This is a genomic window from Scytonema sp. PRP1, from assembly GCF_036697665.2.
GTDB lineage: Bacteria > Cyanobacteriota > Cyanobacteriia > Cyanobacteriales > Nostocaceae > Kalymmatonema > Kalymmatonema gypsitolerans.
Genome location: NZ_JBAHYJ020000097.1, coordinates 1 through 25,567 on the forward strand (window position 1 = coordinate 1; position 25,567 = coordinate 25,567).

The following is a 25,567-nucleotide window of genomic DNA, read 5'->3' on the forward strand; positions in this document are numbered from 1 at the left end:
CGCGAGATACGTAGTACGAGAAATACGGCGTCCTTGTTTAAATCCCCATCAGGTATTGATGGGTGCGGCTGGTACTTGTTCACTGTTCACTGTTCACTGTTAATTTAGATGTGCCTAGGAATTGAGAGTTTATTTTCTAAGTAAATAGCTGAAATCAAGTTTTTTGAAAAAGTTTTGTGCTCCGAAGATTCGATATTATTTGATCACTCTCATGATAAAATTATGATAACGTTAGTACAGCAAATTTCCCAGTTTTAACTGATAGTAAAACATTGCCCAAAGTAGTGAATTGCTTAACAAAATACATTTTTTTCAATATTTAGATATCTGCTTTTTACCCAGAATTATTAACGGGATAGTTTGGAAAAGATACATAATTTACAAATACTTGATCTTGAACTGAACCGTATTGCGCTAGAATCCCACTGGGATTAGTAAACAAACAACTAATAACGATCAATGCAACCTAAACCCCAATTCAATCCTTGTTACTCTGTTGAAACTATAGAAACAGACAATGTATTTTTGTTGTCTGAGAGAGATAAAGTCTGGTTAAGCGATCGCCTTTCTTATAGTTTAGCTGCTTTAATCGATGGCAATCGCAATATTGACGAAATTATTGATACTATTCAACAGTCGCTACTGCAAGACCCAAAATCTTTACAGTCAGCTACCACCTTCTTCCAAGAAGTTCTCAATCTGAGTATTAAAGCCCAATATGCTTTATTACAAATGCAACAAAAGGGCTATCTTGTTCAAGAAGATAACTCTCTCCCATCGAACTTAGACATCTTTTGCCATCATCTTAATATTGCTCCCACAGTAGCCTATCAAAGATTGCGAGCAACTAAAGTAGCAGTAAAAGCATTAGATTCAGTTTCTGCTGAAAACTTCATTGCTGTGCTTGAGTCTCTCCAAATTCAAGTAGCAGACGAAGGTGATTTGACAGTAGTTTTAACCGATGATTATCTCAATCTTGAGCTAGATAAGTTCAATCAACAAGCCTTAAAATCCCAATCTCCCTGGATACTGGTTAAGCCATTAGGGACAATAGTCTGGATTGGTCCTTTATTTCATCCTCAGAAAACAGGTTGTTGGAACTGTTTAGCCCAGCGTTTGCGAGATAATAGACCGATTGAAGGGTTTATTCAGAGACAGAAGCACATTTCTTCCCCTTTAACTCCTCCTTTGGGATTTTTGCCATCTACAGTACAAACTGCTTTAGGAATGGTAGCCACAGAGGTGTTTAAGTGGATTGTCCAAGGGGAAAATAAACAATTAGAAAGCAATTTGATGACTTACGATGCGATCGCACTGCAAACTCAAAATCATAGGTGGGTGAAGCGTCCTCAATGTTCTAGCTGTGGAGAAATGGTAAATGGGTTAACTAAAAACCCCCTACCTGTTGTTTTAGAACACCGCCAGAAAACCTTTACCGCCGATGGAGGACATCGTTCTTGTTCGCCACAAGAAACTCTCAGGAAATATCAACATCATATTAGCCCCATTACTGGCGTTGTGCGAGAACTAAATAAAATTCCTGGGAATGGATTAACTCATAATTACATTGCCAAACATCATTTTCTCAGTATTTTCGACGATTCAGCTAGTTTGCGGCAAAATTTGGGGGGTAGAAGTGCAGGGAAAGGTAGGACTGACTCTCAAGCTATGGCTAGTGGTTTCTGCGAAGCGATCGAGCGATATTCAGGGGTGTTTCAAGGGGATGAAATTAGAGAAAAAGGCAGTTACCAACAAATGGGAGATAAGGCGATCCATCCCAATGTTTGTATGAACTTCAGCCAACAGCAATATCACAATAGAGAGCAATGGAATGTTGAGTGTCCAGGCTGGTTTCAAAAAGTCCCTGAACCTTTTGATGAAGAAAGAGAAATTGACTGGACTCCCGTTTGGTCTTTAACCCATCAGGAATTTAAGTATCTGCCAACGGCTTACTGTTATTATGGCTATCGACCGGACTATAAACCCGACTGTTGGGCTGATTCTAATGGATGTGCAGCGGGTAATACTATTGAAGAAGCGATTTTGCAGGGGTTTATGGAGTTAGTAGAGCGGGATGCTGTCGCGTTATGGTGGTATAATTCGCTGCAAAAGCCTCAAGTGGATTTAGATAGTTTCGACGAGCCTTATTTTCAAAGCCTGAAACAATATTATCAAACTATTAATCGGGAACTTTGGGTTTTAGATATTACCAGCGATCTGGATATTCCTGTGTTTGCTGCTGTTAGTCGAAGAAAGGATAGCGAAGTAGAAGATATTGTTTTGGGTTATGGCGCTCATTTCGATGCCAAGATTGCTATTAGTCGAGCCTTGACTGAAGTTAACCAAATTTTACCCAACGTTTTATTTGCAAAAGCTGATGGAAGTACTCAATATCCCCCATCAGCCGATCGCTTGGCGGTAGATTGGTGGAAAACCGCAACTTTAAGCGATCAACCTTATCTAGTTCCAGACAAGAGAATTGCTGCTAAAGTCAGTGGCTATTATCGCGATATGGCAAGTGACGATTTACTCGAAGATGTCAAGCTGTGTCAACAAATCGTTGAGAACAATGGTTTAGAAATGCTGGTATTAGATCAGACTCGTCCCGATATTGGACTTCACGTTGCCAAGGTAATCGTTCCGGGAATGCGTCATATGTGGAAAAGGTTAGCACCTGGACGGCTTTACGAGGTTCCGGTGAAAATGGGTTGGTTGCAAGAACCACGAAAAGAAGAGCGACTCAACTCTTTTCCCATGTGGATGTGAGGTTCTCTTTACTGAATGATGTTATTTTTTATGAGTTTTTCTATGAGTTCTGGGATGAGTTTTCTGAGTTTCAGAGACTAAGAGAAAAACTAATATCAAAGGTAATGCGGTTGAAGCTCACATTCTGCACCCTCAAGTGTCACAAACTGAAGGAAAGAATAAAAGCTTTAGAACCATAATTTGATGCAAATCTCAATCTTTTAAGGAGAAAAACATGGCTAGAAAACAAGGTAATCCACCCATCGATCACCTGACTTTTCACGGGATGTGGATTACTTACAACTACTAAGAAACAGAATAGAAACGAACAAGCTAAGTAACTTGACAGAATTAATTACACACTGTTTCTAGATTAGACAATAATTTTAGCCCAGACTGTGTGTAATTAATTTCGCCTTACTACTTATTATCTTCTATTCAACAAAAAACTCAATTACCAAAAACAAGAGTTAAGGAGGACATAAAGATGGCTTTTAGAATATTCTCAACGATACCCACTGATCACAAGGATGAGGAGTTAGAAGCGAGAGCGGGACTTGACGACCTATTAAAAAACCTCTCGTTGCGAGGTAAGGTCGCCAGGTGGGCTGCCGTGGCTGTACTCGTAGTAGGGATCTTTGTTGGTATGGCTATGCCAGCTCATGCGGTCGGCCTCGGCCGTGCCAGATGCGAGCCTGCAACCTTTAACATCTTTCAAGGACCTCGAGGCGACAGCGCCACAATGTGCTTTGCTAATGCTGGCGAGATTCTAGTTGGTATCGCTGACGTGCATAGATTGTTTTCTGGAAACAATGAAGGCTTTGTTAAGACTAACAAGGGAGACTTCAATTTCGGAAGGCAGCAGGTCATTGACTTCATCAACACGGTTGGCACTGTGACCATTAATACCATCCATATCAACTGATGTTATAGCGGTGGTTGGCATCCAGCCGCAGGTCGTAATCCTCATCGGTTATGTCAACACACGCGATCAGGTACTGCTCTGTAGACCCGAGCCGCAGGGCAGTACCTGCAACCAGGGTTCCAAAAAGCCTACACCCTTTACAGGGATTAAAACTGATGGACAAACCCCATCCGGTAGTGCGTTAAATTGATGTGGGGTTGGTAAAGGGGAGCAACGCGATTTAGTGAGGTAGGATCAAAAACCAGCGATCGCTAACAACTTTCTTCAGTACTAAAAAATATTCATCACATCAATAGCCGTATTAATACATAAATTGTGAATAAATTTTAAGTGTGGTAATGTGTGCAAAAATTGATGAGGGTCAAAAACAAGGTAGGATTCCGGTTAAGTAATCTTTCCAGGCTTTTAACGTCTACCTTTTATGGCAAAAAATATAAGTGCGACTCTTGATTTAAACCAGGGTAAGCGCATCTAAAAATGTAGCTAATTGTACAGACGTTTAAGACGAATGATGCTAGTGCTGAGGAGAGGCATCACAATTGGTCAGGCGAAATGACTCGCAGAGTGTTTCTTGGCGATGATCATTCTTGTCCCCCTAAATTCCAAGGTTAATGTTGTCCAAAGGATTTGCTCCCGCTTCTGCTCAACAGGCGAACCGTTCAAAGACTCTTGAGGTGATCGCCTTGAGTCAGCGCCTCAACGATTGTTTTGCCTCCCTTCAAGACCCACGAGTGGAACGGACTCGTTTGCATCAACTAAGTGATATTTTAACCATCGCAATACTAGCGGTGCTGTCACGAAAAGAAGAGCGACTCAATTCTTTTCCGATGTGGATGTGAGGTTCTCCTTACTTAGTGATGTTATTTTTCATGAGTTTTTCTATGAGTTCTGGGATGAGTTTTATGAGTTTCACAGACTAAGAGAAAAACTAATATTAAAGCTCATATCTTGCACTAAGAAAAATTGATATGCTTTTTACACACAGTACTAATCCTAAAATCCTTATTCTACTGATAAAAGCCAAGAAAAACGCTCTCCGCTTTATTGCGCTGCTTTTGACTAAACCCAGGATTATACGGATAGGTGCAAGATCTGAGTAAAGCTAGTTCTGGCTTGAAAATTGTTTAAGTCCCGTTAAAAAATTAGCCATTAGGAGGTCAAAAATGTCAAGTATAAATCAACCCTGGACGACTGTTGAGAGCATACTTAAAGAGATCAACAATGTCGATAATGGTAAGGAGCGTCAAAAGATTGGGATTCTCGGAGCCGGAATGGCTGGTCTAGCAGCAGCTTATGAATTAAAGAAGCAGTGTTGGAGGGATTTTTCTGTATGGACGCAAAACTAAACAAGGCTGTCGAAATTTAACGCTTTTCTAAGTGAGTACAGTCAATGTCTATGAGCCTGACAACCTCACTTGCAGTCAAAGTTCGCCGCATACGACTTTTGTCAAAGGGGGAAGTTCACGATAAAAGTTTTAACCGGATGTTTTTCTACCTTTAACTCGTCTAACACGCGGTTAACTTCAATTTTAGGCGATTTGTGCAAATGTCAGCGCTTTTCAATTCTTTTCCGATGTGGATGTGAGGTTCTCCCTACTTAGTGATGTTATTTTTCATGAGTTTTTCTATGAGTTCTGGGATAACTTTTATGAGTTTCAGAGACTGAGAGAAAAACTAATATCAAAGGTAATTCACTGCTTTTGGGATATTCCCAACGCAACCTTTGAATTTTAGTGATCGCCAATGAGTCGTCCTCGTTCAAAAATTGAACAAGCTACAAATAGATTGAACAAGTCGGCTGGGAAAATTGATGATTTTAATAGTTTTTTATCAGAGATAGATAAGGCTTTAAAAATTGTTGGTAGTACCATCAAGGCTATTTCACCGCTTATTTGATAAAAATAGGACTTACACAACGGACACGAAAAACTGTAGGATGTGTGAAGCTACGAAAAAGTTTCAGCGTAGTCATCAGACTTGTAGCGTCACGCACCGACTCCCAATTCCGAGACAGATTGATTACAGATCATGTTAAACGGATATTCGATTATTGATGCGGATTCCCACGTTATTGAACCTCCCAGTATGTGGGCTGAATATCTCGAACCAGAATTTAAACAGTTTGCCCCCTCACCAGACATGAAAATTCAAGGGGTAGACATTGTAAGAAAAGTCTCTAGGCAAGTTCGAGATAAGGCGAATAAGCAGATGATGGAAGCTCATCCTAATGCTTATTTCCAAGGCTACAATGTCGAGTCTCACGTTCAAGAGATGATGCAGATGGGGATCGATGTGGCATTCCTTTACCCAACTTATGGATTGTGGGTTTGGGCGAGCAATACTATGCAACCGGAAGTTGCTGGCGCTTTTACCCGCGCTTACAACAATTGGTTAAAGGATTTTTGCAGCTACGCTCCAGATAGATTGAAGGGGGTAGGAGCAATTAATCTGCACGCGCCAGAGTCAATGGTGCATGAATTGCATCGGATTGTCGATTTTGGCTGGAAAGCGGTGTTTTTACGCCCTAACCCCGTCAAAGGAAGACTATTGAGCGACTCTGCTTACGAGCCTTTTTGGACAGAATGCGATCGACTAGGAATAGCAGTAGGTATTCACGAAGGGACTCACAGTCGCTTGCCAACTACTGGAACAGGAAGATTTAACACTCGTTTTGCTACCCACGCTTGCTCTCATCCGATGGAACAGATGATGGCTTTATTAGCCTTGATTGAAGGAGGGGTATTAGAACGTCATCCAAAACTGAAAGTGGCTTTTCTGGAGTCTGGTTGTGGCTGGCTTCCCTATTGGCTGTGGCGACTAGATGAAGAATACGAAAATTTACATTGGGAGGATAAAATTAATGATAATGTCAAAATCAAGCCATCTGAGTATTTTCGTCGCCAGTGCTTTATTGCCATTGAGCCTTCAGAACCATTACTGGCTCAGGTGATTGAATATATCGGCATGGACAACTTAATCTTTGGTTCGGACTATCCCCATATGGATCACAAGCCGAACATCGTTGCAGACATGGTAAAGCTTGAGGAAAAATTATCGAAAGAAACTGTGCAAAAGATTCTTTGGGATAATCCTTGTCGTTTTTACAACTTATCTTAAATTGAGGAAAAGACAATGGCGGAAACACCAATTAGCCCAACTAGCCGAGGTAGTGGAGATCCACTCTACCGAGGACAGTGGTATCAACCCGATACCTATTACCAAATATTAGAGGTCAAGCCTGCTGCTAAAGAACAAGAAAAGAGAGAAGGTCAACATATAAGCACAACCATATTAGCGCGAAAGAGAGGTTTGGGGAATACTGGCAACCCCGAACCAGATAGTTTCAATGATTTTGAACTGGATCGCGAGACAATAGAAAAACTGAAAGATTATCCTAGAAAAGGCGATAATAATAAGCTATCTTCATATTTACCCTTTCCAGGAGTTGTTTTTCCAAAAGGTTTTATCGAAACCTTATCCAATGGTAATTCTAATCAAACTGAACTAGGTAATTTCTATCCATCAATTCGCGTCATATTACAGACTCGTAAGCTATCTCAATTAATTGCTAGAACTTGGTGGACTTATTTGGAAGCGAAAGAAAATGGTGAGTGGGATAAGTTTATTGATGGGAAGTGGGACGATATTCCCTCTCAGATTTTGGATGGTCTTATAGCTAGAGAAATTTTTCTTGTTGCAGGAGGAGCTCCTCCTGACAACCCTAATTCTGAAGATCCGAGCATTTACAATCCACTACAATCCAAAGGTTTAACTGACAAAGGAGCAAGGTTTTTGATTTTGCCTACCAGTAGGGCTTGGCAAGGAATTACGTTGTCTCTCTTGTCTTCGGGACAGGCATATTATCTTAACAACAAAGAAAATAAATACCACCAAATTGCCGAATCCGTTCTCAGTACAGGTGAAATAGTCTTTAACTACAGCTTAGAATCAGATTGGAGTATATTTCAAGGACAATTCAAGGAATTAATTATCAGTCAAGAATCACCTTGGATCGTTTACCAAGTTGTCATGCCTTATCCTCCCATACCTTCTTCAGAACAGCTACCTCGAAATTACATCAAAAAATGGGCAGAGGCAGAAGAGAGTGGAGGAGATTTTCCTTTTTATAACAAGCAAGACGAAACTTATGTGATAGATGTGGATTATTTCAGGTGTCCCTATCCCTATATTCCGCTAAGTACAAGTTAAAAAATCTTCTTTTTCTCAAAATCATAGCTGGTTTTGATTAAAAAATAAACTTAGATGACTCACTCAATAGCAAGGAGAGAATAATGCAAATTAAACCTGTAGATATTAATAACTTAAAAAACTTAAATAGTATTACCTCAGTCACTAGGGAAGTGGAGGGTTCTCAAATTACATCTAAGAAGCGTGTTACTGATGAGAAATATTTCCAAATATTCCTAGTTGAGATTAACAAAGACTCTAAAGATGTTGATTTTAGTAATTTGTTTGAAATGGAGCAATCTGGTTACGTAACTACAAAATTAGTATATGGAAAGAAAAAAGACTTAATAAGCCGTTATTTAGGAGTTAATTGTTTACCTTCACAAGGAGTAAAAATCGATACCAATTTTTCAACTTCATCCTCATCCGACAATGATGAACAGGACAATTCAATACAACACACAGTACGTATTCTGTTACAAGGTCGCAAGATATCTCAGATGATGGCTGTCACCTGGCTTGAAGCAGAGCGAATCAAGAAATACACTCCAGAACAGGTAGGATTGGTCAGAGGAATCTTGAATTCGTATAATATTGTTACTGATACTCATTGGTTAAGAGACAATAACGAAATATCTCCAAAACTTGCGTCGAAAGAACTAGCTAGAAGTCTATCAGATGTTGAAAATGAGTATTTGGATTACTTGATTAAACCTGAATACGCAAATTATAATTCAATACGTTTAGCTCTTTTATTAAGCGGACAAGCTTATTACAAATACAAAGATAACTCACGATGCAACAGAATTTGGGAACCCATTTTTAGCACTTATGAAATGGTTTGGCGGCACGCTTTTGACGTATCTTGGGATACATTTATTCTAGTATGGTAGATATGGCTCAAGCAGGATTTAGCCCAAATCCTCCTTATACTAAAGTTACTTTAGGTTATCCTCCAAGACCAACATTAGGTAAATACACTGTAACAGAAGAGCAAGTTGAAAATTGGGCTTTGGCAGGTGAATATGACAAGTTGTTACCTTTTTATCCCCGACTCGACTCTCCTGACTGGAAAAATAAGCAATTGAAGTTCGTCGTTCCTCCCTATCCTTATATTCCCCTCAGTTCTAGTTAATTTTAAAAGTTATTCCTTGAAAATAGATTGTAGCCTAAAATCTAGTCACAATGATAAAATCCTGGAAAGCCTGTATAAAAAGGATTCCAGGTTTTTTCAAGCTTCCTATGGATCGGCAACCAGACAAGATTGAAACAGACTAGGACTTACGCACTTTACAAATAAACTATTGTGTGCAGAACGGAAAGAGTGCCAACTTCCGTGCGGTTCTGCAATAGTCAGATTTCGCAAGAATTTCCCAATTCTATCTTACTGGTGCATAAGTTGATTTTGTTGCACTTAATTAAAGAAGGAAGGGTAGCAAATAAGTCTGATGCACAAAATCGATTTTTGTCAATGCGTAAGTCCTACAGACTATCAGATTATTCAGAAAATTTATGAAAGTGCTAATTCATTAGTCTATCGAGCCATTCTCAAGCCTGATAATCAACCCGTTATTTTAAAGATTCTCAAGGAAAACTACCCTACTCCTTCAGAACTAACTCGATACAAGCAGGAACATGAAATCACCCGCTCCTTAAATACCAATGGAGTTATTAAAGCATACAATTTGCAGCGATATGAAAATAGTCTAGTCATGTTTTTAGAAGACTTTGGCGGTGAATCTTTAAAATTGTTAATGCCCGAACGCCAATTTACTCTTAAAGAATTTCTCTCTATTGCCATCAAAACTACTGAGAGTTTAGGGGCTATTCACGCTGCCAATATCATCCACAAAGATATTAACCCCTCTAATATCGTCTATAATCCAGAAACCGAACAACTTAAAATCATCGATTTCGGTATTTCCACTTCTTTATCTCGGGAAAATCAGACAGTTGGCAATATTGAGCGCTTAGAAGGAACTTTAGCTTATATTGCTCCAGAGCAAACTGGAAGAATGAACCGAGGGATAGATTACCGTAGCGATTTTTATTCCTTGGGTGCTACGTTTTACGAATTGCTTACCAATCAACTACCTTTTGCAACTACTGACCCTATAGAATTAGTTCATTGTCATATTGCTCAACAACCTGTTCCCCCACATGAACTTGTAGAAACGTTAAATTCAACGTCTCAACCAATATCTAAAGCCGTTTCAGACATTGTGATGAAATTGTTGGCAAAAACCCCAGAAGAACGGTACCAAAGTGCTTGGGGAATCAAAGCCGACTTGGAAACCTGTCGCGATCGCTTAGAGACTTTAGGGCAAATTGACGAGTTTTGTTTAGCAACTCAGGATATTTGCGATCGCTTTGTCATTCCTGAAAAACTTTATGGTAGAGAAGAAGAAGTTACACAACTATTAACTACTTTCGAGCGAGTCAGTCAAGGTAGCAGTGAGATGATGCTGGTTTCTGGTTATTCAGGAATTGGCAAATCTGCTTTGGTTAATGAAGTTCATAAACCAATATTACGCCAGCGAGGGTACTTTATTAGCGGAAAATTTGACCAGTTGCAGCGAGATATTCCTTATGCGGCGATCGCTTTAGCATTTCAAGACTTAACACGCCAATTACTTACCGAATCTGAAGCAGCACTACAAACTTGGAAACAGGAACTTTTAGCAGCATTGAATCCTAATGCTCAGGTTATCATCGATATAATTCCTGAATTGGAGCAGATTATCGGCAAACAACCACCAGTTGAGCAATTAGGAGCAACTGAGGCTCAAAATCGATTTAATTTATTTTTTCAAAGATTTATTACTGTTTTCGCTCAAAAAGAACACCCCTTAGTTATCTTCCTCGACGATCTACAGTGGGCAGATTTAGCATCCCTGAAGTTAATTGAGCTATTAATAACCGATGCTGACAGCCAATATCTATTGATAATCGGAGCCTACCGAGATAATGAAATTGATGCTACTCATCCTTTGATGCAAACCTTAGAGCAAATTCAAAAAGAAAGTGCTAGGGTCAATAATATCTTGCTGCAACCTTTAGAAATGCAATATATCAACCAATTAATTGCCAATACTTTAAATTGCTCCACAGAAAAGTCAAAAATTATAGCAGAGTTAGTAAGCAATAAAACTCAAGGAAATCCTTTTTTCTTAACTCAATTACTTCAATATCTGTACAGAGAAAAGCTTTTGTCATTTGACCATCCTAAAAATGATTGGCAGTGGAATATTAAGGAAATTGAAAGAGTAGGAATAACTGATAATGTCGTTGACTTAACTATCGGCAAGATTACTAAACTAGATGAAAAAAGTCAGAAAATTTTGCAATTAGCTGCCTGTATAGGCAATCAATTTAATTTAGAAATCCTCTCTATTGTAAATAATAAATCTCAAATAACTACAGCTAGAGAACTTCATTCAGCACTAGAAGAAGGTTTAATTTTACCCCTGAGTAATGACTATAAAATACCTGTGCTTTGGAATCAGGAAGAAATATCAACGAATACTTTAGAAATATCTGATGCTTTTATTCCCAAAATTCCTAACTATATTCCCTACAAATTTTTACATGACCGAGTTCAGCAAGCAGCTTATGCTTTAATTCCTGAAGACGAGAAAAAAATAGTTCATTTGCAAGTAGGTCGTCTGCTTCTGAAAAATATTCCAGAAGATGAGTTACAGGAAAATATCTTTGCTATTGTTAATCAATTAAATGAAGGATCTGAATTAATTGACGAGCAATTTGAAAAAGATAATTTAGCGAAATTAAATCTTCAAGCTGGAAAAAAAGCGAAAGACTCAACAGCCTATCAACCTGCTCTAAGATATTTAGAAACTGGGTTAGGGTTATTATCTTCAAATAGTTGGGAGCATCAATATCTATTAACTTTAGAAATTCATGAAGAAACTTTAGAATTGTTCTACTTAAATACCCAGTTTGATCGAGTTCAAGAACTATCGATAATTATTCTGCAAAAGACTCAGAGCAAGCTAGATAAAGTAAAGTTATATGAATTTAAAATTTTATCATACTATGCTCAGTTTCAGCAAGATAAATCAATACAAATTGCCTTAGAGTTTTTAGCAGAACTAGGAATATATCTGTCCCTTAATGTAGATGAGATAGAAAAGCAAATTAAGAAAGAAAAAGAAGAGCTTAAAGTAATTTTGAGAAAAAAATCTATTGAAGATTTAGCCGAGCTTCCCAATATGTCTGCACCAGATAAGCTGGCAGCTATATCAATATTACAGCAACTCATGACTTCTATATCGACTACAAATTTTCTCTTATTTATTCTGGTTATACTAATCCAAATTAATCTTTTTATTAAATACGGTAATCCTCCGCAATCTCCTAGCATTTATAGTTATTATGCGATGTTTTTATGTGGAAAAAAACGGGATATTAGTTCGGGATATAAATTTGGTAAAATTGCTATTAATTTACAGAATAAATTTAGGCTCTCAAAATTAGAATCATTAATCATCCATATGTACTATGGAATGTCATGGCATTGGAAGGAATTTCTAAGAGATAGAATTGTAGAAGAACAATTAGTACATGGCATTCAAAAAGGCATAGATACAGGAAGTAATGAGTATGTTTGTTATGTGGCTATAACTTATTGTTTGCTGAAATTTCTTCGAGGCGATTCTTTACAGGAAACTAACACGATTTATCAACAATATATTCATTTTATAAAAAAAAATAAACAAAATTATTCTATTTATTATATAGAAATATGTAAAAATATTTCCATGAATTTAATAAGTAACAATAATGGTTATTGTGTTATTGGCAAGAACGTTCAAGAAGAAAAAGAGTATTTAGAGAATTTTATAACAACTAATAACGAATGGCTACTTTTCATTTTTTATTTTGCCAAATTAATTTTGTATTTTTTCGGTAAAGATTATCAAAAAAGTATTGATTTTAGTATTAAGTCATATAAATTTATCAATGCTTGTGCTGCATATTTACCTACTCCACAACATAGTTTTTATTCTTCTCTCTCCTTTCTTGCTCACTATCATAATTGCGAGTCAGAGCAAAAAAAAATAATCCTAGAAAAAGTAAAAATAAATCAGCAAGACATGAAAATATGGGCTGGTCATTGCCCTGCCAATTTTCAAAATAAATACGATTTAGTAGAAGCAGAGAAAGCACGAGTTTTAGGACAAAATTGGCAAGCTCAAGAACTTTATGAAAAAGCAATTCAAGGTGCTAAAAAATCTGAATTTATTCACGAAGAAGCCATAGCTTACGAACGCGCAGCAGAATTTTATCTCTCTCTGGGTAGAGAAGAAATAGGACGACTATATCTGAGAAATGCTTATCATTGTTACAGTCGCTGGGGTGCAAAAGCCAAAGTTCAAGCTTTAGAATTGGAGTATCCACAGTTTCTAATGGATATAAACGACCGAAAAGAAAACCAAAGTATTAATACAACTGAATCTACTGCTAGTACAAATCCCCAAGCCCTTGATATCGTCACAGTTACCAAAGCCTCTCAAATATTAGCTAGCGAAATTAAACTAGACCAACTGCTGGCTAAGTTAATGAAAACAGTAATTGAAAATGGAGGTGCTCAAAAAGGCTTTCTGATACTGGAAAAAGAACATAAATGGGTGATCGAAGCTGAAGGGACAGTAGATTCTGATGACGTTACTTTAGTGCGATCGCTTCCCATTGACTCTGTAGATGGCGATACGCAGACACCTATCCTACCAGTTGGGATCATTAACTATGTTGTCCGTACTCAAGAAAATGTAGTTCTTAATAACGCTACCGAAGAAGAACAGTTTATCCGCGATCGCTACATCGTCGCTACTCAACCAAAATCGATTCTCTGTACTCCTTTGTTACATCAAAGCAAACTAAGCGGTATTTTATATTTAGAAAACAATTTAACCACAGATGCATTTACCAGCGATCGCATTGAAGTTTTAAGAATTCTTTCTGCTCAAGCTGCTATCTCCATTGAAAATGCCCGTCTCTACGGACAGTTAGAAGATTATAACCGAAATCTAGAGCTGAGAGTAGAAGAGCGCACTCATGAACTCTCACAAACCCTAGAAGTTCTCAAAGCCACCCAAGCCGAACTGCTCTTTGAAAACGAGTTACTCAAAAGTGCCGAACAACCCTCTACCTTTGACTATCAAGTGGGAGGAAGTTTGCCGATGGATGCTCCCACTTATGTTGTGCGTTCAGCAGACCGTTATCTCTACAAGGCGTTGAAGCGCGGGGAGTTTTGTTACATTCTCAATCCTCGGCAGATGGGCAAGTCAAGCCTAATGGTACGCATGATACACCATCTCCAGCATGAGGGATTTAGCTGCGGGGCAATTGATCTAACCCGCATTGGTAGCGAAAATGTCACGCCTGACCAATGGTACAGAGGATTGACAGTAGAGCTATGGCGAAGTTTTGGTTTGTTAAGAAAGGTTAATCTAAAAACTTGGTGGCAAGAGCAAGGAGATATTTCTCCGGTTCAGAGGTTGAGTCAATTTATTGAAGAAGTTTTGCTAGTTGAAGTTGCTCAAAATGATGACACTATCTCTAAAAACCTGATAATTTTTATCGATGAAATTGATAACGTCTTGGGCTTGAATTTCCCAGTTAATGACTTTTTTGCTCTGATTCGCTCCTGCTATAATCAGCGTAGTATTAATCCAGAGTATCGATGTTTAACCTTTGCTCTTTTTGGAGTCGTTACCCCTAGCGACTTAATTACTGACCACCAAAGAACGCCCTTTAACATTGGTCAGACTATTCAATTGGAAGGCTTTAAAGAGCATGAAGCGCAACCTTTACTTCAGGGATTGGCAGAGAAAGTGAGTAATCCTCAAACAGTCTTAAAAGAAGTGTTAGCCTGGACTAATGGTCAGCCTTTTTTGACTCAAAAGCTTTGTAAACTTATCCGCAATTCTTCATCTCCTATCCCTACTAACAGAGAAGCCGAATGGATTGAAAATTTGGTGCAAACTCAGGTAATAGAGAATTGGGAATCACAGGATGAACCAGAGCATTTAAGAACCATTCGCGATCGCCTCCTTAATAGCAAACAATCCGTTTGGCTACTAGAACTCTATCGACAAATTTTGCATCAAGGAGAGATTGTTGCAGTTGATAGTTCAGAGGAAAGAGAATTGCTTTTGTCGGGGCTAGTAGTCAAGCAACAGGGAACTTTGAGAGTTCAGAACCGTATTTATGAATTGATTTTTGTTTGATTTACTGATATCTTGCACCTCACCGCACAAACGCAGGTAACATAAAAACAAGCTATTACAGAAGCTTTAGAAACTATTAATTTAAGTGACATTGTTGGTTGGTTCCAACCGCAGTAATTATTGTATTGCACCCAACTGAGAACCGCTATAATCCAATACGGTTCAGATAAGACCAAAACTGTTATCAGAGTCTTGTTGGCTTCTCTGGCATTGTGACATTATCGGCTACGCGACCAATAAAGCCAGCAATACTGGTGCCAACACCAGCAATAGGCTTAATACCTGAGGATACTTCCTCAACGTATACTCCCGGTGCTTGATACACGGGCATTATTTTTACTCCTTAGTTCTCAATAATTAAGTTAATGGGATGGAACGAATGACTCGTTAAAGTTGGGGCATAGAAAAGAAATAAGTCATGAACATCATCCTTGTAAGACAAAGTTCAAAGGAGGTTGTAAAGTACCAGGTTGGTTGATGACTACCGATTGGGAGGTAGGTTGATAGCCCTGTGCAGAAACCCGCACCAAACGCTGGATTTCTGATGCTTCTATAGAAAAGAGCGAGTATTGACCTTGGTCATTGCTAAATGTGCTTACCGTGTTACCAAACTGCACTTGTGCCATCAAGACAGGTTCCTCATTCTGGTTAAATATTTTGCCTTGAAGGACTGTGCTTGGCACAGCCATGTCAGCAGCAGTCACAATGACTTTGCCCTCAACCTTGGTAGGTACTGTAACCGATTTCTGTAGCGAAATCGTTATTTCGCTAAATCCATAATTCAGGACTGAGGCAAAATTATGAAAAAATGTAGACGCGTATCCCTCACGGGACGCTTTGCGCTTACCCGTTCGCCTTTGGCGTGCCGCAGGCTACCGCACTCCTACGCAAAAGACAGAAGAAATAAGAGTTTCACCAGAGCTCTTGCGTAAGTCCTATAATTATCCTGATTAACAGTGAACAGTGAACAGTGACGAGTGACCAGTTAATCCCCATCAATACCTGATGGGGATTTAAACAAGGACGCCGTATTTCTCGTACTACGTATCTCGCTCCGACATCTTTCTATGTACTTCCATGTTTAAAAACAGAGAGAAGTCCTGTAGGCGGTGACGACAACAGAAGTGCAGGAGGGTTTCCTGCAGCAGGCAACTGGCTCTCCCGTTGGGGTTTCCCAGGCCCAGGGAACAACGGAACGGGCTTGTACCAAAATTTTTGTCTAATAACTGGTAACTGGTACTGCGGGTACATGGTAACTGATTCGGTCAAAATCAGTCATGATAGAAGCATAGACGCTGTCGTATGCTGGGGGAACCATGACAAAAACCCCGCTTTTTACTAACCGTATTCAAGCTGGTGAGCAACTGGCGCAAGCGATTCAGGCTATTTTAACCCAGCAAACTGCTAACTCGGTAGCAAAGCCTAAGACAATTGTGTATGCTTTGCCAAGAGGAGGATTACCAGTAGCAGCACCAGTAGCGCGTCTCCTCAACTGTCCCTTGACGATAGAGGTAGCGAAAAAAATTAGCCATCCAGAAAATCCCGAGTTGGCTATTGGTGCGGTTACTGCTTCCGGAAATGTTCTTTGGGATCAGCACAAGCTGTCTTTTCGCAATATGCCCAATTCAGGGTGGCGAGAAGCAGCATTAGATACAGCTGCGATTCAAGCGAAGTTTCTTGAGGCTCAATTGAGTCCTGGTTGTCCGCAGGTGAATACCGAAGGTGCTACGCTCATTTTAGTTGATGATGGTATTGCCACAGGTATGACAATGGCAGTAGCGGCAACATCTCTCAAGGCACTTTCTCCGGCTGAAGTTTGGTTATGTGCTCCAGTAGCGCCCTTGAAGTTGCTACCTTGGTTACATCAGTGGGGCGATCGCGTGATTGTCCTCGCAACACCAGAACCTTTCTGTAGTGTGAGTCATTTTTACTCCGAATTTCCCCAGCTAAAGACAGGAGAAGCTTTGGAATATCTGCTGCAACAAAACGAAGAAAAGATGAATTGAAGAAGAACTCAGTTGTCAGAACGCAGAACTCAGAATCAATTCGATCAAAGTAGCACCCCAACCAATTGTAGACAACGCCAGATACCTAGGTCGGGAAACCCCTTCGGGTATCTCCTGCGGAGAGGCTGCGCCAACGCCAGTTGCCTGCTGTCGGGAAACCCTCCTGCAGTACTGGCTCCCGTATTAACTGTCGTTATTTAAACCCCAAGACGAGTCACCCAGTCGTACAGAAGTTCATTCTGACTTCTGACTCCTGAGTTCTGAGTTCTTTCAGTTAATCAAGAATAATTCAGTTGGAACCTCACGAATTTTTATTCCATCACCGCTAACACTGATTTTGGCAACAACTTATCTTTAAACCAAACAATTTTTGCAGGAACATCATTTAATTTGACCCCTGCTTTATCCAAATTCAATCGTTCAGAAATTGCTAAAATTAAGTTATCGCATCCCGAACGTCGCACCTGTGAAAACTTCTTTTGTAAATACTCTGGTCGCCAATAACCAACTATTTCTAATAAAAACGTGCGACCATCAGGATGCACTAATCTAAAATCGGGAATCATCACACTTCCAGGAATAGGAATGAGGTCAACTTCTCGCTCTAACACCCAATCCGTTTTCATTGACTCCCACTTATTAGCAAATGACTCTTCTAACATACTATCATATGGCTTACCTGCTGAATAATGAGACACCAAACCGCATTCAGAATTGAGAGTAAAACGCCCAGTTTTCCATGTATTTGTGTAGAAATCACGAGTTTGCAGAGTCGCCGAAAGGCTCCATTTCGTCACATGAAGTAACGCTGGAATTAGCTTAGCAATAGCCAAACCATACCGTGTACTTGGAGTAAACAAACTCGTCGGACCATCAATCGTAATTGTAAACCCGTGGTCAGCATCTCCCTCAATATAAGACATTAATTGAAACAACTTAAGATAGCGAAATAAAAGCTTATATTGCCCTGGAACATTGCGATGAGCATTTATGATCAGCTGACTCGCCTTGTAAAACACCCCTTGCACCTGAGATAAATTGTATCGATGCAAAACTTCCTTAGAATCTGGCGTATCAAAAGCAGTTAAAATCTTATTTTCAGACAAATCAGCATATAACCCGTCACGAACTTGTTTCGCCAAAACTTCGCGCTCAAGTTCATGACTCAATTCATCAGCAATCTTTGTCAACGTAACCTCAGTCAACTCCCGACTTGGAGGAGACTTCGCAGCTAGAGCAAAAACCCTTTCTCGTAACATTTGAGGTTCCAAAGGACTCACAACCTCAAACGTGCAAAAAGCGCTTTTGAGGATATAAGCCAAACCCCGCTTTATTTTATAATCAGGAGTATCCCCCTCCAACTCCAACAACTGACGCTCCAGCGTACCCTGAGTATCCCCCACAACCTTCTGAAAACAACTCATTAACTCAGAGGCGATCGCCAAATTCTTATCATCAATCTTCAATCTCTTCGGGATTATCTCTTCCCCATTTTGCCTGTGACTTAGTAACTCTGTTGGTAACATTGGAACTTTAAACCGCAGATAAACGCAGATGAACACAAAGAACTATTGAAACATTATCAACTTTCATCCGTGTTGATCGGCGGCTTTTTTTGAACCTTATAATTTATTTCTAACTGTTCAGCAGCCTTAAGACTCTTTTCCTGTCCACTCCCATAAACAACCCGCAAATTCCCTTTCTTCTCCTCTTTACCTTGGCGTTCTTGGCGTTTTGGCGGTTCATTTCTCTCCACACCTCTTCTCCTCGCCGAAGTCCCCTCCTCACTCGTATCCTCCGCCACCACCTCATATAAAATCGCCTGCTTATTATTATCCTTCCCCTTCCTTAAAACCCTTCCCAATCTTTGAATATACTCCCGTGTCGAACCAGTCCCAGATAAAATAACAGCCACAGAAGCCGCAGGTACATCAACACCCTCATTCAAAACATGAGAAGCAACCAGAGTTTTATACTCTCCCTCCCGAAATTTTGTTAATATCTCATGACGTTCCTTCACAGGAGTTTGATGAGTAATAGCCGGAACGAGAAACTCTTGCGAAATATGATAAACAGTAGCATTATCAGCAGTAAAAATCAAAACACGTTCCGGATAATGTTGAGCCAATATATCAGCAAGAACTCTTATCTTTCCATCAGTACCCAAAGCAATTTCTTTCGCTTCACGATGCGCTAACATCGCTCTACGTCCAGCTTGCGATCGCGCACTCATCTGCACAAAATGTTGCCAGCCTTGAAGACTCCCCAAAGAAATCTTTGATTCCTTCAAAAAGTCGTTGCGAGTTTGAATCAGCTGAGTGTATCTTTCCCGTTCCAGTTGTGATAATTTCACCTTAAGTTGTACAATTTCATGTTCTGCTAACGCCTTTCCCGCTAAATCTTCAGCCCTTTTACGATAAACTTCTGTGCCTATTAAAATATTTAAATCAGCGTGTTTGCCATCGGTACGTTCGGGTGTAGCGGATAATCCCAGACGATAGGGTGCGATCGCGTATTCCGCAATCACTCGACTAAAATCTGTTGGTAAATGATGACATTCATCAAAAATTAACAAAGCATACAGATTCCCCAGACTTTCCGCATGAATTGCTGCACTGTCATAAGTGGCAACGAGTACAGGTGTTCTATCCCGCGAACCACCTCCCAGCAACCCCACCTCAGTATCAGGAAACGCCGCCTTTAAATGAGCATACCACTGGTGCATTAAATCCAGCGTTGGTACAACAATCAGCGTCGTGCGCGGTGTTGCTTGCATCGCCATCTGCGCCAAATACGTCTTTCCTGCTGCTGTAGGAAGCACTACTACCCCTTGTCTTCCCGCAAGTTTCCAAGCTGCTAGCGCCTCACTTTGGTGGGGATAAGGTTCCATTTCCACACTGGGAACCAACTCCAGAGGATAAAACGCCTTAGCTTCATCGATAAAGTCAGTATTTTCCGCTTGCATTGCTTCCACCAAAGCACGGTAATGAATAGCCGGAATGCGGAATTTTTCCACTCTATCATCGCATGTAGCAAAATCCATCCAAGCTTTGCCGCGTGGTGGTGGATGCAAAATTAATGTGCCACGATCAAAAGTTAATATGGACGTGCGAGCCATTTTTCGCTTTTCCCAGCTTTTTTACAATGCAAGATATCTCTCACATTTAACTATGAATAACGTAAAAGCTGCATGAGAAATCCAAGTCGCGCTCTTTTCCACACTCACCGCGAGGTTTTATAAAGGTCAAGGAAAAATGAAAAAATGTTAAATAAATATAAAGTTATTTTCGGTATTTTTGAAAAAAATTTAAAACTCTTTAAAATTATCTGCAATTAGAGTTTTAACAAAGTAAAGTTGCTGATACAAGCTACAGCAGTAGAGCAAGCAATTGTTGCTGTGAGTGCTGCACCAAAGGAGAACCCGCTTTGAAAGGAATTCGCCCTCTTCTTGTGCCTTACGCTGTGGCAGCCTTAGCTGTTGGTGGCGCGTTCATACTAACATTATTGCTACAGTCACGAATGATGCCAACCTTGTGCCAACTGTTTTTTGCGGCTGTAGCAGTGAGTACTTGGTATGGTGGAATGCAACCAGGGTTGCTGGCTACTGCTCTGTCTACTTTGGCTATGGGCTACTTTTTTACACAACCTGTGTACTTGCTAGGCAATTTTGCTCTGCATAACATATTGCAGTTAGGGACGTTCGTACCTGTAGCGATTCTTATTAGCTCGCTAACAGGGTTACGCACGCTTAAGCAGCGCTTTGATAAAATCGATGCATACCATGAGATAGATAAGCATGGAAATTCTCAGTACTTGGTGAACAATCTTGTGGGAAGTGTGGAAAATGGCGTTTTAGTGCGAGGGTGGGGAACTCAACACGACATGACAGAACGCCAGTGTGAAGATACCACGCGCGAGAGCGACAAGCTGTTCCGAAGACTTGTAGAGTCGAATATTTTTGGTGTAGCCTTAGGTGACTTTAGTGGCGGTGTTCACTACGCCAACGACTATTTTCTGAATATGGTGGGCTATACCCGTGAAGAACTAGCAAAAGGCAAGTTACGTTGGGATGCCATAACAGCGCCGGAATATCGGCATTTGGATGCACAACGGCTAGAAGAGCTCAGCAAACAGGGAGTTGGCACTCCCTTTGAGAAAGAATACATCCACAAAGATGGTAGCCGTGTCCCAATTCTCATCGGTGGTGCACTGTTGCAGGAACCTTACGACACTCAACAGGAGATGATTGTATTCTCTCTCGATTTGAGCGAACGCAAACGGATGGAAGAAGCATTGCGTCAACGAGAAGAACAACTGCGCCTAATTACAGATGCTGTGCCAGTTTTAATTTCCTATGTCGATGCCGAGCAACGGTATCGCTTTAATAATAAAAGATATGAAGAATGGCATGGGATTCCCGCCTCAGAAATTTACGGCAAGCATATTAAAGAAGTTGTGGGCGAATCAGCTTATGAGTCCATTCGTCGATATGTGGAAGCGGTATTAACAGGAGAGCAAGTTTCCTACGAGACAAATTTAGATTATGAAGATGGCGTAACCCGTTATGTTAACGTCTCTTACGTTCCTCAATTTAGCCAAGGAGGAGAAGTTGTAGGATTTGTTGCCTTAATTAGTGATATCTCAGAACGCAAGCTTTCAGAAGCAGCTCTCAAAGACAGCGAAGAACGGTTTCGCAAACTGGCAGAAAAGGTGCGCGTGATTCCTTGGGAGGCAGACGCTACTACAGGAAATTTTACTTATGTAGGACCGCAAACAGTTGAGATTCTTGGCTATCCATTGTTAGACTGGTACACAGATAATTTCTGGGCTGATCATATCCATCCAGAGGATCGGGAGTGGACAATCAAGCATTGCATAGAGTGTTCGCTGTCTCTAGAGAATTACGAATTTGAATATAGAATGTTGGCAGCAGATGGCAGAGTCGTGTGGCTGTATGACATTGTCAATGTCGTGCGGGGTGAGGATGGACCGCAGATACTGCGTGGATTTATGATTGACATTAGCGATCGCAAGCACGCAGAGCAAGAACGCGAACAACTGTTGGCAAGAGAACAAGCTTCCCGCGAGTCGGCAGAAGCAGCAAATCGCATGAAGGATGAGTTTTTAGCTACACTCTCCCACGAACTCCGTACCCCCCTCAACGCAATGCTCGGCTGGACACAACTACTCAGGAGCCGTAAATTTGATGAAGAAACCACTGCCCGAGCGCTGGAAACAATTGACCGCAACACGAAATCCCTAACAACACTGATAGATGATGTATTGGATGTATCGCGAATTATTACTGGTAAACTCCAGCTAGATGTGCGTCCAGTCAAACTTGCATCTTTAATAAAGGTATCAATCGATACAATTATTCCTGGTGCTGACGCCAAGGAACTTTGTATTGAATATTTTTCAGACCCTTGTGTCGGAGTAATTTTGGGCGATGCCAACCGCTTGCAACAAATTGTGTGGAATTTACTCTCCAACGCCGTTAAGTTTACACCTAAGGGGGGAACGGTAGACGTACGACTTGAAAGTATCAATTCACGTGTGGAATTTCAGGTGAGAGATACAGGAGTTGGCATTGCTCCTGAGTTTTTGCCGTATGTATTTGAGCGCTTCCGCCAAGCTGATAGCTCAAGTACGCGATCGCATGGCGGGCTCGGTTTGGGGTTAGCCATTGTGCGTCATTTGGTAGAATTGCACGGTGGTACAGTTCGTGCCGAAAGTCCAGGAATTGGACAGGGATCGACGTTCATTGTCAATCTGCCTATGAAAGTTGGGGCAACAAAGACAAGTGAAAGAGAGCAGCTTTTATCTACGCTTGGGGGTAAAGAGGTTCAAGACGGTCTTCCAAACTTGGGAGGCTTGCGGGTGCTAGTCGTAGATGATGAGCCAGACGCCCGTCAGCTTTTGTCCACAGTGCTCTTACAGCATAAAGCACAGGTCATCGCAGTGTCATCTGCTCGTGAGGCACTTGTTGCCCTGCAAAAATTTCAACCGGATGTCTTAGTCAGCGATATTGGTATGCCACAAGAAGATGGCTACTCCTTAATTCGTAAAGTCAGGGCGCTTCCTGGTGAAAGCGGACGAACTCCAGCAGTGGCGTTGACAGCATATGCTAGAGCAGAAGACCGTACACAAGCACTCAACGCAGGTTTTCAGCTTCACGTCCCCAAACCAGTCAACCCAACCGAGTTAGCTACCGTTGTTGCCAACCTCGCCGGACGCATTTGAAGAGGAGGGAGGGAGAGAGGGACAGAGTTCTTATTTTGAATGCGTGAATTTTGAATTGATTTGTCCCGCTCATCTTCTTATGCACCTTTACCGAGACAGGAATTAAAATTAACGTATCCCTTTCTGGTTGCTAAAGTGTCTGATTCTCTGCCATTGCGTGAAAAGTATCTCGCCTTAATCGACGAAATTGTCCAAAATACACTTAAGGGCAAGATTAGCTCTCAAGAGCAAGTGTATCAAATGTTGCTTAAAGGTGTGACTGCTGACACAGGGGAAGTTTTTGAGTTAGGTTTGAGCGATCGCCTCAATTCCACCCAGCAACAAGTAGACACCGAAAAAGATGAACTCAAGCAAGCGAAAGCAACCCGCACTCTTAGGGCAATAAAGACGATTCAAAGTCAATGGCAACGTGCTCAACAGCAAAATAAAACCGTAGAAGCCATTACTTCTGCAATTAAAGAAATTACTACAGCCGAAGCAGGACAGCGTCTTACTGCATTCTTACGCACTATCGACTTTAACCGAAAGAATGCACTAAATTTGCAGCAAATGCAGCAATTGTCAAAATCTTTACAGCAATTTGCTCAGCCTGATTCTGATTTGCAGCAAATATCAGAAGGTATCACCCGTGGTGTAGCTGCATGGGGGCGACTGCAAGACCACTTGATCAGCTGGATGTACGAGCAAAGCCGGGAGTCACTGGGATTTGGCGGCGTACCGGGAGAACGTGGCCCTTGGGCAACTTGGGCAAAGCAAGTGAATACTGAGTTACCTCAAGCACTATTTCGCGCCTTGGCAATGGAGCAATCTGCAATAGAATTTGCCCAACAGCAGCGCGGTATCACCGTCCGCGACTGGGTGGAGATGGCAATCGTTTTGCAGTACTTGCAAAGAGGGTTAGTCAACTGGTTTGATCAACAACCATACAACGTCAAAGCAGGGTCAAAGTTGTCAATTTCAACTTTCTTGACGTTTGCAGTGATTTGGAGTCAACTGGCAGATGGTTTTAGCAGTGCGCCAATGTACAGCGCTGGTTGTTCTCAAGTGATGCTACAGATTCTGCGAACTTTTGCACAGCGTCCATACTTTCCTTTGTACGGCGGAATATTCGCTTCGTTTTCTGGCAGCTATTTGCGGGATGCACTGAATTATCTGGATGAACCGTTGCGTCAAGCTGAGGGTACTCAAGAAAAAGCAAGGGTTTTGACACTTTTAGGCTATTCTCAACGAGCATTTGGACAATATAAGCGCTCTGTAGAGTTTCATCAGCAAGCCTTGGAGATAGCACGCAATTCAGGCGATCGCGCTTGTGAAATTGCCAATCTCAACCACCTCAGCCGTACTTACGTTGCTCAAAAAATGTATGATGAGGCAATTAATTACAGCCAACGTGCATTAATACTGAGTCGGCAAACAGGCGATCGTACGGGCGAAGCAAACGCTCTGGTAAACTTGGGCTACAGCGAAGTCATGCAGGCACAGCAGCTCGAACAAGTAGAACCCGAGACGTATGAAATGCCGATTAACTACTTACAACAAGGCTTAACACTATCAGAAAGATTGGGTGATGTTCAAAGTAAAGCTCTGTGTGTCAGTAGTTTAGGCGTAGCTTATCTAGTCATCCAACAACCACAAACAGCAATTAAATATTTGGAAGACGGCTTGCAAGCAGCGCAAATTTCTGGCGATTTGTATCTCCAAGCTTTGAATTTAGCGAAGTTAGCAGAAGCTTATTATCATCTACAAGACCAGGAAAAAGCAATTTACACAGGCTGCTTGGGAATGTACTTGTTAAACCAAATTGCTTCAAATGAATGGCAGAAAACAGCAGCATTGCTAACAATTTTACAGGGAGAAATAGGGGAAGAAAGTTTCAGGAATTTCTTGCAACAAAATCGTTCCAAAATCATTCCGGTGATTGGTGTTGATGGGTATGATTATATTCCTCAACTGTTAGATGAGTACAAGCAAAGTATTTAGTATTTATACCTCAGGCTCTATGTCTGAGGCTCTAAAGATGCTTGTTTTATCAAGCTAAAACAAGCATACTGAAATATAGACAGAAGTTGCTTTAGTTATAATGCAAACTCTTATTGAAGCAACGGTACATAACACGGCTTCAACACATCTTTATTTAAGATTTACTTTATAAATAGTGCTTAAGCTATTGCTCAGAGTAAAATAAAAAGCTGTCTCTTAAAAACAAATTT

General features: G+C 40.7%; 17 protein-coding genes. 13 read left to right on the plus strand and 4 right to left on the minus strand.

Annotation, left to right across the window (positions count from 1 at the left end; translation table 11 throughout):
• Positions 1-459: 459 nt before the first annotated feature.
• From V5G28_RS25940 to V5G28_RS25985, 10 genes are all read left to right on the plus strand, one after another.
• A complete protein-coding gene (locus V5G28_RS25940; protein ID WP_332988308.1) occupies positions 460-2,766 on the plus strand; it encodes a TOMM precursor leader peptide-binding protein in 2,307 nt (768 codons plus the stop codon).
• Positions 2,767-3,232: 466 nt separating this feature from the next.
• Positions 3,233-3,670 (plus strand): beta/gamma crystallin domain-containing protein, encoded by a 438-nt coding sequence (locus V5G28_RS25945; protein WP_332988311.1) that lies wholly within the window; start codon positions 3,233-3,235, stop codon positions 3,668-3,670.
• A 611-nt stretch (positions 3,671-4,281) separates the two neighbouring features.
• Complete coding sequence (locus V5G28_RS25950) at positions 4,282-4,509, plus strand: transposase family protein (RefSeq protein WP_332988314.1); 228 nt, start codon at positions 4,282-4,284, stop codon at positions 4,507-4,509.
• A 324-nt stretch (positions 4,510-4,833) separates the two neighbouring features.
• Positions 4,834-5,016, plus strand: coding sequence for an NAD(P)-binding protein (locus V5G28_RS25955; protein WP_332988316.1), 183 nt, complete (start codon positions 4,834-4,836; stop codon positions 5,014-5,016).
• A gap of 397 nt (positions 5,017-5,413) precedes the next feature.
• Entirely contained in the window at positions 5,414-5,566 is a 153-nt protein-coding gene (locus tag V5G28_RS25960) for a hypothetical protein (protein WP_332988318.1), read from the plus strand.
• A 132-nt stretch (positions 5,567-5,698) separates the two neighbouring features.
• Positions 5,699-6,787 carry an amidohydrolase family protein gene (locus V5G28_RS25965; RefSeq protein ID WP_332988321.1) on the plus strand — a complete coding sequence of 363 codons (1,089 nt, stop codon included), beginning with the start codon at positions 5,699-5,701 and terminating at the stop codon, positions 6,785-6,787.
• Positions 6,788-6,802: 15 nt separating this feature from the next.
• Complete coding sequence (locus tag V5G28_RS25970) at positions 6,803-7,879, plus strand: hypothetical protein (RefSeq protein WP_332988322.1); 1,077 nt, start codon at positions 6,803-6,805, stop codon at positions 7,877-7,879.
• A gap of 83 nt (positions 7,880-7,962) precedes the next feature.
• Positions 7,963-8,751: a hypothetical protein gene (locus V5G28_RS25975; RefSeq protein ID WP_332988324.1), complete on the plus strand. Its 789-nt coding sequence runs from the start codon at positions 7,963-7,965 to the stop codon at positions 8,749-8,751.
• Positions 8,752-8,753: 2 nt separating this feature from the next.
• The gene (locus tag V5G28_RS25980; RefSeq protein ID WP_332988326.1) at positions 8,754-8,993 is read left to right on the plus strand and encodes a hypothetical protein; all 240 of its coding nucleotides are present in this window, start codon (positions 8,754-8,756) and stop codon (positions 8,991-8,993) included.
• Positions 8,994-9,306: 313 nt separating this feature from the next.
• Positions 9,307-15,108 (plus strand): AAA family ATPase, encoded by a 5,802-nt coding sequence (locus tag V5G28_RS25985; protein ID WP_332988328.1) that lies wholly within the window; start codon positions 9,307-9,309, stop codon positions 15,106-15,108.
• 184 nt (positions 15,109-15,292) lie between these two features.
• Here the strand turns inward: V5G28_RS25985 and V5G28_RS25990 are convergent, their stop codons facing one another.
• Both V5G28_RS25990 and V5G28_RS25995 read right to left on the minus strand, forming a co-directional pair.
• Complete coding sequence (locus V5G28_RS25990) at positions 15,293-15,439, minus strand: hypothetical protein (protein ID WP_332988372.1); 147 nt, start codon at positions 15,437-15,439, stop codon at positions 15,293-15,295.
• A gap of 94 nt (positions 15,440-15,533) precedes the next feature.
• Positions 15,534-15,812 carry a carboxypeptidase-like regulatory domain-containing protein gene (locus V5G28_RS25995; protein ID WP_332988331.1) on the minus strand — a complete coding sequence of 93 codons (279 nt, stop codon included), beginning with the start codon at positions 15,810-15,812 and terminating at the stop codon, positions 15,534-15,536.
• A 612-nt stretch (positions 15,813-16,424) separates the two neighbouring features.
• Between V5G28_RS25995 and V5G28_RS26000 the strand changes: the two genes are divergently transcribed.
• Complete coding sequence (locus V5G28_RS26000) at positions 16,425-17,114, plus strand: phosphoribosyltransferase (RefSeq protein WP_332988333.1); 690 nt, start codon at positions 16,425-16,427, stop codon at positions 17,112-17,114.
• 311 nt (positions 17,115-17,425) lie between these two features.
• Here V5G28_RS26000 and V5G28_RS26005 read toward each other — a convergent pair whose 3' ends face one another.
• Both V5G28_RS26005 and V5G28_RS26010 read right to left on the minus strand, forming a co-directional pair.
• On the minus strand, positions 17,426-18,640 hold the full coding sequence (locus V5G28_RS26005; RefSeq protein ID WP_332988336.1) for a DUF790 family protein: 1,215 nt from the start codon (positions 18,638-18,640) through the stop codon (positions 17,426-17,428).
• 56 nt (positions 18,641-18,696) lie between these two features.
• Complete coding sequence (locus V5G28_RS26010; protein ID WP_332988338.1) at positions 18,697-20,232, minus strand: DEAD/DEAH box helicase family protein; 1,536 nt, start codon at positions 20,230-20,232, stop codon at positions 18,697-18,699.
• 308 nt (positions 20,233-20,540) lie between these two features.
• On the opposite strand from V5G28_RS26010, the gene V5G28_RS26015 reads away from it, so the two are divergent.
• On the plus strand, positions 20,541-23,357 hold the full coding sequence (locus V5G28_RS26015; RefSeq protein WP_332988340.1) for a hybrid sensor histidine kinase/response regulator: 2,817 nt from the start codon (positions 20,541-20,543) through the stop codon (positions 23,355-23,357).
• A gap of 135 nt (positions 23,358-23,492) precedes the next feature.
• Positions 23,493-25,337: a tetratricopeptide repeat protein gene (locus tag V5G28_RS26020; protein WP_332988342.1), complete on the plus strand. Its 1,845-nt coding sequence runs from the start codon at positions 23,493-23,495 to the stop codon at positions 25,335-25,337.
• Positions 25,338-25,567 lie beyond the last annotated feature (230 nt).

Bases quoted from the DNA above. Each gene is read 5' to 3' on its own strand.
- V5G28_RS25940 (WP_332988308.1), top strand. From the start codon at position 460: ATGCAACCTAAACCCCAATTCAATCCTTGTTACTCTGTTGAAACTATA.
- V5G28_RS25945 (WP_332988311.1), top strand. From the start codon at position 3,233: ATGGCTTTTAGAATATTCTCAACGATACCCACTGATCACAAGGATGAG.
- V5G28_RS25950 (WP_332988314.1), top strand. From the start codon at position 4,282: ATGTTGTCCAAAGGATTTGCTCCCGCTTCTGCTCAACAGGCGAACCGT.
- V5G28_RS25955 (WP_332988316.1), top strand. From the start codon at position 4,834: ATGTCAAGTATAAATCAACCCTGGACGACTGTTGAGAGCATACTTAAA.
- V5G28_RS25960 (WP_332988318.1), top strand. From the start codon at position 5,414: ATGAGTCGTCCTCGTTCAAAAATTGAACAAGCTACAAATAGATTGAAC.
- V5G28_RS25965 (WP_332988321.1), top strand. From the start codon at position 5,699: ATGTTAAACGGATATTCGATTATTGATGCGGATTCCCACGTTATTGAA.
- V5G28_RS25970 (WP_332988322.1), top strand. From the start codon at position 6,803: ATGGCGGAAACACCAATTAGCCCAACTAGCCGAGGTAGTGGAGATCCA.
- V5G28_RS25975 (WP_332988324.1), top strand. From the start codon at position 7,963: ATGCAAATTAAACCTGTAGATATTAATAACTTAAAAAACTTAAATAGT.
- V5G28_RS25980 (WP_332988326.1), top strand. From the start codon at position 8,754: ATGGCTCAAGCAGGATTTAGCCCAAATCCTCCTTATACTAAAGTTACT.
- V5G28_RS25985 (WP_332988328.1), top strand. From the start codon at position 9,307: ATGCACAAAATCGATTTTTGTCAATGCGTAAGTCCTACAGACTATCAG.
- V5G28_RS25990 (WP_332988372.1), bottom strand. From the start codon at position 15,439: ATGCCCGTGTATCAAGCACCGGGAGTATACGTTGAGGAAGTATCCTCA.
- V5G28_RS26000 (WP_332988333.1), top strand. From the start codon at position 16,425: ATGACAAAAACCCCGCTTTTTACTAACCGTATTCAAGCTGGTGAGCAA.
- V5G28_RS26005 (WP_332988336.1), bottom strand. From the start codon at position 18,640: ATGTTACCAACAGAGTTACTAAGTCACAGGCAAAATGGGGAAGAGATA.
- V5G28_RS26010 (WP_332988338.1), bottom strand. From the start codon at position 20,232: ATGGCTCGCACGTCCATATTAACTTTTGATCGTGGCACATTAATTTTG.